The organism is Streptomyces canus (assembly GCF_001514145.1).
In the GTDB taxonomy this organism is placed as follows: Bacteria; Actinomycetota; Actinomycetes; order Streptomycetales; family Streptomycetaceae; genus Streptomyces; species Streptomyces canus.
In genome coordinates this window covers 41270-50873 of the sequence record NZ_KQ948691.1, presented here as the reverse complement: position 1 = coordinate 50873, position 9604 = coordinate 41270, and the positions used below count along the sequence as shown (strand labels likewise).

The 9604-nt window shown below is 68.3% G+C and carries 8 protein-coding genes and 2 pseudogenes; 4 read left to right on the top strand and 6 right to left on the bottom strand.

Annotated features, from left to right (window positions below):
- Positions 1 to 79 precede the first annotated feature (79 nt).
- Both AQJ46_RS53730 and AQJ46_RS50075 read right to left on the bottom strand, forming a co-directional pair.
- Positions 80 to 516 (bottom strand): annotated as a pseudogene (locus AQJ46_RS53730) (transposase); the annotation flags it as partial.
- Between the two features lie 33 nt (positions 517 to 549).
- Positions 550 to 1230, bottom strand: coding sequence for a GNAT family N-acetyltransferase (locus tag AQJ46_RS50075; RefSeq protein ID WP_059212034.1), 681 nt, complete (start codon positions 1228 to 1230; stop codon positions 550 to 552).
- A 140-nt stretch (positions 1231 to 1370) separates the two neighbouring features.
- Between AQJ46_RS50075 and AQJ46_RS50070 the strand changes: the two genes are divergently transcribed.
- Positions 1371 to 1967, top strand: coding sequence for a glycosyltransferase (locus AQJ46_RS50070; protein WP_225887664.1), 597 nt, complete (start codon positions 1371 to 1373; stop codon positions 1965 to 1967).
- A gap of 133 nt (positions 1968 to 2100) precedes the next feature.
- Here AQJ46_RS50070 and AQJ46_RS50065 read toward each other — a convergent pair whose 3' ends face one another.
- Positions 2101 to 4017, bottom strand: coding sequence for a PAS domain S-box protein (locus tag AQJ46_RS50065; protein ID WP_079072851.1), 1917 nt, complete (start codon positions 4015 to 4017; stop codon positions 2101 to 2103).
- Between the two features lie 451 nt (positions 4018 to 4468).
- Here AQJ46_RS50065 and AQJ46_RS50060 point away from each other — a divergent pair, with 451 nt between their 5' ends.
- Positions 4469 to 7018: a discoidin domain-containing protein gene (locus AQJ46_RS50060; protein WP_059212032.1), complete on the top strand. Its 2550-nt coding sequence runs from the start codon at positions 4469 to 4471 to the stop codon at positions 7016 to 7018.
- Positions 7019 to 7305: 287 nt separating this feature from the next.
- On the opposite strand, the gene AQJ46_RS50055 is transcribed toward AQJ46_RS50060, so the two are convergent.
- The 3 genes from AQJ46_RS50055 to AQJ46_RS55975 form a co-directional block, all read right to left on the bottom strand.
- Complete coding sequence (locus AQJ46_RS50055; RefSeq protein WP_059212031.1) at positions 7306 to 8046, bottom strand: vWA domain-containing protein; 741 nt, start codon at positions 8044 to 8046, stop codon at positions 7306 to 7308.
- The gene (locus AQJ46_RS59340) at positions 8043 to 8357 is read right to left on the bottom strand and encodes a transposase (RefSeq protein WP_404828540.1); all 315 of its coding nucleotides are present in this window, start codon (positions 8355 to 8357) and stop codon (positions 8043 to 8045) included. The genes AQJ46_RS50055 and AQJ46_RS59340 overlap by 4 nt, the downstream gene beginning before the upstream one ends.
- 269 nt (positions 8358 to 8626) lie before the next feature.
- On the bottom strand, positions 8627 to 8881 hold the full coding sequence (locus AQJ46_RS55975) for a hypothetical protein (protein WP_059212030.1): 255 nt from the start codon (positions 8879 to 8881) through the stop codon (positions 8627 to 8629).
- Here AQJ46_RS55975 and AQJ46_RS58240 point away from each other — a divergent pair.
- Positions 8802 to 9002 (top strand): annotated as a pseudogene (locus AQJ46_RS58240) (RNA-guided endonuclease TnpB family protein); the annotation flags it as partial. The gene AQJ46_RS55975 and the pseudogene AQJ46_RS58240 overlap by 80 nt on opposite strands.
- 406 nt (positions 9003 to 9408) lie before the next feature.
- On the top strand, positions 9409 to 9604 hold a 196-nt coding region (locus tag AQJ46_RS50045; protein ID WP_159064258.1), incomplete at its 3' end, for a helix-turn-helix domain-containing protein.

Here is a 9604-nt window from a genome sequence, read left to right as displayed (position 1 = left end):
ACGACTCACCGACAGAGCCAGCGCCCGGGTCAGCTCCCTGCGCCAACGCCGCACGGACCCCGACGACATCGCCGTCAACGACGGCATAGTGCACCGCCACACGACCCACGATCAGGTGGTGCTTGGAGCCGGGGCGGGCGCGGTCGACGGGTGAGGGGCCGATGTGGTCCCCCCTTTGAGTGCCCGGACGTGCGACCGGTCTACGGAGCAGTCATCCAGGTCCAGCAGGCCGGCACGGCGCAGCTCGGTCAGCAGGGCCGCGTGCAGGCGCCGCCATACACCCGCCTCGGTCCAGTCCCGCAGCCGGCGCCAGGCCGTCATCCCGGAGCATCTCACTGTCTCCGCGGGAACGTCACGCCATGCGACACCGGTCCGCCGCACATACATCACACCAGCAAGTGCCACTCGGTCGGGAATGCGCAAACGCCCGGGGTAGCGATGGCGCCGCTCGGGAGCGGGCGGCAGGAGCGGGGCCACTCGTTCCGACAGGTCGTCAGGAAAAAGATCAGCACGCACCCCGAGCTGGCGCCTGTCGCTCGTGCAGCCGGGTTACGAGGTCGCCTCCTGGAGGCCTGCGTGGCTGTCGTCCGAAAGGCCGAACATTGGCAGACAGGGCGACAGCCCGACGATCGAGACCGGGACATGCTGGTGCATCTCCCAGCGGGCTCGCGTCAGCCTCAGCCGCCGCATCGTCGCAGGCTGGCCACGCACCACATGCCGCTCGACACCGTCGAGTACGTAACCGTGTTTCATGGATACGGTGAACGAGGAGGCGTTGTCCTCGAAGGCACCCGACATCGCCTCGAGTGCGTTCAGGCCGGCGAAGGCCAGGTGCAGCACTGCGGCACGCATCTCGGTACCGATCCCTTGCCGTTGGAACCGTGCCCCGAGCCATGAGGCAGTGCTCACCTCCCGCAGCTTGGCAAAGTCCCGGGCCGCGATGGTCTGCAGGCCGACGACCTGTTCATTTTCAAAGACAACGAGGTTCAGGGCCCAGTTCTCAGGGGACCAGTTCCCCCTGCGCAACCAGTGGTGCTGCACCACCGAGCGCGCCCGGTCCGCTGGAGGCAAGTCGGTCCATGGCACGAGGAAGGGCATGCGGTCCGGCTCGTGGACGCCTTCTGCCGCAAGCTCACCCAACTCGGCAAGCTCATCCTCGCTGGGCAGTCGCAACTCCAGGCGCTGGGTACTCAGACGCAGTCCGACCAGGGGCCAGTGGTCAATCAGCATGCGTCATTGTCGAAGACGAGGGCAGCCGCGGTCATCTGATTTCCGCGCTCGGGCAGACACGAGGTTCGACCTGTGAGTCACCGGCGCGGCGGGCGACGCACCAGCACGAACTCGCCGACGGTTGGGGCATCAAGGCGCAGGTGATCCTCAACGGCGTTGCGTACGAGCGCTTCGCGCGCACCGAACCGGCGGTCCGCGACGCCTGGCGCTCTCAGCTGGGCCGGCACGTCCTCACCGTCGGCGGCATCGAGCCTCGCAAGGGATCACTGGACCTGCTCGAGGCGTACGCCCTCCTGCACACCGAGCACCCGGACGTCCGGCTGGTGATCGCGGGTGGGGAGACCCTCTTCGACTACCGCGACTACCGCGCCCACTGGGAAACCCCCGGGCCGCCGAACTTGGCATCGACCCGGTCGTCCTCGGACCCGTCCCCGACAGACGAACTCCCGGCGCTCGTCGCGGCCGCCGACGCCTTCGCCTTCCCCTCCCTCAAGGAGGGCTTCCGCCTGGCCGCGATGGAGGCGCTGGCCGCCGGAGTCCCGCTGGTCGTACGCGATCTCCCCGTCCTGCGCGAGGTGTTCGGCCCCGCAGCCCGCTTCGCCGCCACGACCAAGGATCTGGCCGACCAGCTCGGCCAAGTCCTCACCTACCACGACCCGGCGCTGCGGACCGCCGGCCGGGAACTGGCCGCCCGCCACACCTGGTCCCAGGCTGCGCGGCGGCACCTGGCCTTCTAGTGCTGCGCTGCCTGAGCTGAACGCCGTGAACCCGCCCCCATCGCGGTGAGCCTCCTGACGCTCACTTCCCCGGATGCGGCGTGCGACAGATCAGCTCCGCAGGAACGGGGGAAACTGCCTGGGGCAGGAACGGTTACTCCGGACAGCCGCTCGCGTCTCCCGACGTGCTTTCGCTCTGGCGGTGAGGAGAGCCGGGCAGGGGGAGAGAGAACCACACGGCTTTGCCTTCCTCGGCGAGCAGGGTGCCCCATGTGGAGGCCAGTTGGTCGAGCAGGGCCAGTCCGCGGCCCGACTCCTCGTCGGGGCCTGCGGTCCTGGCGCGGGGCAGCACCGGGCTGCCGTCGCAGACTTCGATGTGGAGCTCGTCCCGGGTCCGGCGCAGGCGCAGGCGCAGAGGGTCGCAGGCGTGGCGCACCGAATTGGACAGCAGCTCGGAGGCCAGCAGGCACGCCGTGTCGGTGAGAGCCTCGCAGTGCCAGTCCTGCAGCGTGTGGCGCAGGAATCGGCGCCCTTCCCGCACGCTGATGGGAGTTGCGGGAAGGAGCGCGGACACGGCGGTCACGGGAGCGGGCGGGATGCGGGCCAGGAGCAGGGTCACGTCGTCGCTGTAGTCCTGGGGGTCGGGCAGCAGGGCGGTGAGAACGGAGTTGGCAGCCCGCTCCAGGCAGTCGGTGTCGGCGACGGCCTTCTCCAGGGCGATGGCCAGGGCGTCGATCTGCAACTCGATGTCGCTGGTGGGGGTTTCCACCAGGCCGTCGGTGTAGAGGGCCAGCACCGAGGCCGGCGGCACGGTGAGCCGGGTCTCCTGGTGAGGCACATCGCCGACGCCCAGCGGCACACTGACATCGACCGGGAGCCTGCGGACCTGTCCGGTGCTATCCACCACCAGCACCGGCAGATGACCGGCCGAGCACACCGTCAGGGCGCTCTCGTCGGGGTCCAGGACCAGGTAGCAGCAGGTGACGAGCTGGTCGGGCAATTCGCTGACGACCGCGTCCAGGGCCCGCATCAGCTGCCAGGGCGGCATGCCGGTCTTGGCCAGGGCATGAGAGGCCGAGCGCAGCTGGCCCATGACGGCGGCGGCCTCCAGGCCGCGGCCCATGACATCGCCGATCAGGACGCCCATGCGGCCGCCGCCCAGGGCTATCAGGTCGAACCAGTCCCCGCCCACGCCGGGTCCCTGGCGGGCGGGGAAGTAGCGGCTGGAGGTGTCCATGCCGGGCAGTGGGGCGGGTGAGCCCATCAGGCTGCGCTGCAGGGTCAGGGCGACATGGCGCTGCTGTTCGTAGAGTTCGGCAAGCTGGGTCTCGGCCTTCTTGCGTTCGCTGACGTCGCGGATGGCGGCGGAGACCAGCGTGCCCTCCGGGGTCTCCAGCGGGCTGAGGCTGATCTCGACCGGGAACTCGGCCCCGTCCCGGCGCACCCCGTACAGCTCCAACCCGGCGCCCATGGGGCGCACACGACGGTTGTCGACATAGCCGTGGCGGTGGGCGGGGTGGTGATCGTGGAACCGCTGGGGGACCAGGATTTCCACGGGCTGTCCCAGGAGTTCTTCGCGCCGGTAGCCGAAGAGGGCTTCGGTCTGTGCATTGACCAGCTGGATGGTTCCGGTGTCGTCCACGATGACGATGGCGTCCGGGGCGGCCTCCAGCAGCGCGCGGAAGCGGGCTTCGGCGGCCTTGCGTTCGCTGACGTCACGTACGGCGGCGGAGATCAGCAGGCCGTCGGGGGTCTGCAGGGGGCTGATACTGATCTCGACCGGGAACTCGGCTCCGTCCCGGCGCAGCCCGTACAGGTCCAGGTTGGCGCCCATGGGGCGCACCTGCTGGTTGGCGGAGTAGCCCAGACGGTGACCGGGGTGCTGAGCGCGGAAGCGCTGGGGGACCAGCATCTCGATGGGACGGCCGAGCAGTTCGTTGCGGGGATGCCCGAACAGGGCTTCGGTCTGGGCATTGACCAGGCGGATGATGCCGGTGTCGTCCACGATGACCATCGCGTCGGGCGCCGCCTCGAGCAATGCGCGAAACGGCTCCTCAGCCACAGGGATCATGCTGGGGTGCGTTGGGCGCCTGCCTGGTTCCATGGCACATTTCAGCATCGTCTGTAGCGAGGGCGGGCGTCTTGTAGCGAAGTGTCCTTTCGTGACATTTCCTGGCCGGAATGGAGACGCGGCTTCCGTGGTGCGTTCACGTCCGTGGAAGGGGCGAACGGATCGGGGGTCGCCGCAGGGATAAGGGCCACCAGCAAGGAAGACAGGGCGGCTGCCGGTTGGCGTCACGCTCTGAAAGCCGCTGGCGGGTCAACCCGTCTGCGGTGTGCACAAGTTGCAGGGAATCTGGTGTCCGAGGGCTTGCCGAACCGCTGAGGTCAACATTTAAGTCAAGACGTGAACTAAGCCGTGAACCGGCCTCGTTGCATGTTGCACAACCTCACGCACCGCACGACCGCCACAGCACGGCCTTTCGTGACCATCCTTCATCCACCCCCCAGGGGAACATGGCATGGGCCTCAGATCTGTCGGTGTCGCGCTCGGAAGTACGGTGGCGCTGATCGCCCTTCCTGTCGTCGCACCACCGTCGGCCCTCGCGGCCGACGCCAATCTGTCCCAGGGCAGGACGGCCGCGTCGTCCTCGACGGAGAACGCAGGGACGCCCGCAGCCGCGGCGGTTGACGGGAACACAGGCACCCGCTGGTCCTCGGCCGCGACCGACGCCCAGTGGTTCCAGGTCGACCTCGGGGCCACGGCCTCGATCAGTCAGGTCGTCCTCAACTGGGAGGCGGCCTACGCCGCGGACTACAAGATCCAGGTCTCGCCGGACGGCGGTGCATGGACCGATCTTCGGACCGTTACCGGAGGGGACGGCGGAACCGACACCCTCACCGTCTCGGGTCAGGGCCGATACGTCCGTATGCAGGGCATCCACAGGGCCACCCCGTGGGGTTACTCGCTGTGGGAGTTCCAGGTGTTCGGGACCCCCGGCCCGACCCAGCCCGGCAGCTGCTCGACCGCCAACTCGACGCAAGGAAGGACCGCTTCAGCGTCCTCGGCGGAGAACGCCGGCACCCCCGCGTCCGCAGCAGCCGACGGCGATGATTCCACCCGCTGGTCCAGCCAGGCCGCGGACCCCCAGTGGCTGCGCGTCGACCTGGGCTCGTCCCAGGACATCTGCAAGATCGACCTGAACTGGGAAGCCGCGTACGGCAAAGACTTCCAGCTCCAGGCATCCACTGACGGCCAGAACTGGAACACCCTCAAGACCGTCGCCGGCGCGACCGGAGGCCGTGCCTCCTACGACGTGAGCGGCACGGGCCGCTACGTCCGCATTCTCGGAACCGCCCGCGGAACGGCCTACGGCTACTCGCTCTGGGAAGTCGCCGTCCACACCACCTCCGGCGGGACCTCAGGCCCGGTCCAGGGCGGCGGCGACCTCGGCCCGAACGTCATCGTCGTCGACCCCTCCACGCCCAACCTCCAGCAGAAGTTCGACCAGGTCTTCACCCAGCAGGAGTCCGCACAGTTCGGCTCCGAGCGCTACCAGTTCCTCCTCAAAACGGGCACCTACAACGGCATCAACGCCCAACTCGGCTTCTACACCTCGATCTCAGGTCTCGGGCTGAACCCCGACGACACCCAGATCAACGGCGACATCACCGTAAACGCAGGCTGGTTCAACGGCAACGCGACACAGAACTTCTGGCGCTCGGCGGAGAACCTCGCCATCACTCCGTCCAACGGCACCGACCGCTGGGCCGTCGCCCAGGCCGCGCCTTTCCGCCGCATCCACGTCAAGGGCGGCCTCAACCTGGCACCTGACGGCTACGGCTGGGCCTCCGGGGGATACATCGCCGACTCCAAGATCGACGGCACCGTCGGCCCGTACTCGCAGCAGCACTGGTACACCCGCGACAGCTCAGTCGGCGGCTGGACCAACGGCGTGTGGAGCATGACGTTCACCGGTGTCCAGGGCGCCCCCGCTACGAACTTCGACACCGGCCCGTACACCACGCTGGACACCACTCCGGTCTCCCGCGAGAAGCCGTTCCTCTACCTCGACGGCAACGACTACAAGGTCTTCGTCCCCGCCAAGCGCACCAACGCCCGCGGTGTGTCCTGGCCCGCCAACGCCGGGACCTCGCTCCCGCTCAGCCAGTTCTACCTCGTCAAGCCCGGCGCGACGGCTGCCACCATCAACACCGCGCTGGCCCAGGGCCTCAACCTGCTCTTCACCCCCGGTGTCCATCACCTCGACCAGACGATCAACGTGACCCGGTCCGACACCGTGGTGCTCGGGCTGGGCCTGGCCACGCTGGTGCCCGACGGCGGCATCGACGCCATGCACGTCGCGGACGTCGACGGCGTCCGGCTCGCCGGATTCCTCATCGACGCCGGCGCAACCAGGTCCGACACCCTGCTCCAGATCGGCCCCGCCGGTGCGGGCGCGGACCATTCGGCCAACCCGACCACCATGCAGGACGTGTTCATCCGTATCGGCGGCGCGGGCCCCGGCCTCGCGACCAACTCCGTAGTGGTCAACAGCGACGACGTCGTCATCGACCACACCTGGATCTGGCGCGCCGATCACGGCCAGGGTGTCGGCTGGGAGACCAACCGGGCCGACTACGGTCTGGTGGTGAACGGCGACGACGTCCTGACCACCGGCCTGTTCGTCGAGCACTTCAACAAATACGACGTGCTGTGGAACGGCGAACGAGGCCGCACGATCTTCTTCCAGAACGAGAAGGCCTACGACGCCCCCAACGCCGCCGCCATCACCCACGACGGCATCGTCGGCTACGCCGCCTACAAGGTCGCCGACACAGTCAACGTCCACGAGGCCTGGGTTCTGGGCAGCTACTGCAACTACACCTCGGACCCCTCCATCGTGCAGCGTCACGGCTTCCAGGTGCCCGTCAAGACCGGCATCAAGCTGCACAGCATCCAGGTGATCTCCCTGGGCGGCAAGGGACAGTACGCCCACGTCGTCAACGACACCGGCACGCCCACCTCCGGCACCGACACCATCCCATCCAAGATCACCCAGTTCCCGTGACAAGCGGCCGGTGAGCCGGCCCGCCACCGGCCAGGACACTGACCTCAACGTGCAGCGGACCGCGCTCGTGGTCCGCAGCACTGTCCTGCCGCGCCGCCTGGCGGGCAGGACACCGTCCTGCTCACCAAAGGACGGTGATATCGGCCCGGTGGCCCGAAGGCCGTCGGCCGAGAGACCGCAAAGGAGGCGCGCCACGGCCTACGCCACGATGCTCAAACAGTGGCGAAGGCGGCGTCCTGCGTACTGCCGTGCGGTGAGCGGAGCAGCAGCCCGTCCGTTCCTGCCGCTCACCGCAGTACCTGTGCGGTGCGGGCGGCCGAGAGCCAACTGGGGAACTCGTGCAGGAGGCGGTCGTACAACAGCGGGTCGGGAACGCTGCGAGGGTCGCGGCCGGCGTGGAAGAACCCCGCGTTGTCGACGACGCGGCGGGCGGGGACGGCCAGGTCGTCGAGTCGGCGCAGGAAGGCGAACTCGTCGTCGTCGGGGTCGCCGAACCCGATGAACTGCCAGAACAGGGGCAGGCGGGCGGCCTTGCACAGGTACCGCTCAGCGGCGGCCTTGCTGGTGGGCCCGCCATCGGTCTGGAACACGACCAGGGCAGGGGAGTGGCTGCCGGAGGCGAGGTGGTGGTCGATGACCGCGTCCATCGCCCAGTGGTAGTTCGTCCGCCCCATGTGGCCCAGGTTCTGGTGGAGTTTGTCGATGCGGCCCCGGTGGCCGCCCAGTTCCAGGTCGGCGCCGCCGTCGACGTCGGTGGAGAAGAACACGACGGGAACGCGGCCGTCGTCGTCGAAGTGGGCGGCCAGCGACAGCACTTGCTCTGCCAGGTGCTGGACGGTTCCGTCCTGGTAGTAGGGGCGCATGGACCCCGATCGGTCCAGGACGAGGTAGACCGCAGCCCGCTGCCCGGACAGGCCGTGCTCGTGCACGCTGGCTCCGGCCGACTTGTACAGACTTACCAGGTCGGGCGCCGTCTCCTGCACTTTGGACAGGCTGATGGCCGAACCCCGCTCAGCGCTACTCATCATGATCTTTCCGGCCGGGCCCCAGAGGCGGGGCTAGGCCTTTCTAGGACACCGGCCGGGCCGGTGCGTGACCATGCCCTCTTCTGCCGGTGGCGGCGTGCTGGTGGGCACGGACGACGGTGGAGCCGATCTGGACGAGCCAGTCGATGTCGGCGGTCGCATCCGCACGGGCTTGGATCTGCTGAGGCCTGGGTGAACACACCCTCCAGGGCGTAACGACGGAAGCGGGTGCAGACGGTCTGCCATGGACCGTAGCGTTCCGGCAGGTCACGCCAGGACATCCCGGTCCGGATCTTGTAAACCATCCCGTTGATGACTGCCGGTCCGACAGCTGCGGCCGCCCAATCGCAGCCCGCGGCATCAGCGGAGCGAGTAACTCCGACTCACGATCGGTGAGTTCATGGCGGCGTATCACCTCACCATGATGGCTGGCCCACCATTGCGGTTCCGGGCCCGGGCCGCCGTCCTTGCAAGCAGTGACCGTTGGTCGGCAACAGAGCCGGGTCCTGGGGCCGGGAGGTGGGAGTGCGGACCACTGAGCCCGCACAGCCGCTCAGATCCACCGAGCCTTCCAAGCCCGGGATCAGATCATCGGGGCACGTCGGTGCCCGTGATGATGCCGTGGAGTCAGTCGGGCGTGCGGGACGACATCGGTGGAGAGCGTCTTGCCGCTTTCGTCGGGGCCACTGACCACACCGGCCACGGCCCACTGGTTGCCGTCGCAGACCAGCGCGGGCCCACCGGAGTCCATGTTCGACTGTGGCCGCACCACGCCCGGCAGCCGGGAGCCCCAGGCCGTGTTCGTGTGCAGGAACCCGGGCTGCGCATGGTCGGGCAATGTCGACCACAACGCAGCCCGCAACGCCTGGCATCTGTACCGGATGGGCCTCGCGCTCATCCCGGCTGCCGGGAGGGCAGTCGTCAGGCGCGCAAAGTGCGTCAAGTGCGCTGCCGCCAGGCAAGCGGGATTCTCCCGGCTTCAGCCGGAAGAGCACTTCAACGCAAGTACTTCACCACTCGGCCCCAGCGCGAATTGTGCGCATCGATCCGGTCCTGCGCGACTCGTTGGAGTCTGGGCTGGTGCAGTGTGGTGACCTGTGACGATGTCGGCCTTCCGGGCGGACGGGATGCCCGGCTGGGGGAGTGGTGAAGCCCGAAGGCTCTGCCAACACGCGCTGCCCTAGCAGTGGTTGGCTGTGCCGTGTCCTTGCTCGAGGGCGCGTGGTCCTACAAGTAGCGTTACCCACACCCAAGTTCAACCTGAAACCAGCCTTCTGATAATTTCAGAGAGCTGGCGTCTGTGTGGTCACGCCCTCAAGTCGGTGTCAGACTCGAGCAGATGACAGCCCCTCAGGAGGTGCCAGAGTGAGCGACGGCCGGCCGGCTGCGGGTAGCGGTAGTGCCCCCACCGTTCTCCGTATGATCCTCGGCCGGCGTCTTCAGGAGCGACGGCAGGACGCGGGGGCCTCGCTGGAGGACGCGGCCAGGGCCCTGAGGGTGACGTCCCTGACCATCCGCCGTCTGGAGAAGGCGGAGGTCGCCCTCAAGCCGCTCTATGTGG

What these genes read in the sequence shown, in the direction of transcription:
- AQJ46_RS50075 (WP_059212034.1), bottom strand. Translation starts at nt 1,230, where the DNA reads ATGCTGATTGACCACTGGCCCCTGGTCGGACTGCGTCTGAGTACCCAG.
- AQJ46_RS50065 (WP_079072851.1), bottom strand. Translation starts at nt 4,017, where the DNA reads ATGATCCCTGTGGCTGAGGAGCCGTTTCGCGCATTGCTCGAGGCGGCG.
- AQJ46_RS50060 (WP_059212032.1), top strand. Translation starts at nt 4,469, where the DNA reads ATGGGCCTCAGATCTGTCGGTGTCGCGCTCGGAAGTACGGTGGCGCTG.
- AQJ46_RS50055 (WP_059212031.1), bottom strand. Translation starts at nt 8,046, where the DNA reads ATGATGAGTAGCGCTGAGCGGGGTTCGGCCATCAGCCTGTCCAAAGTG.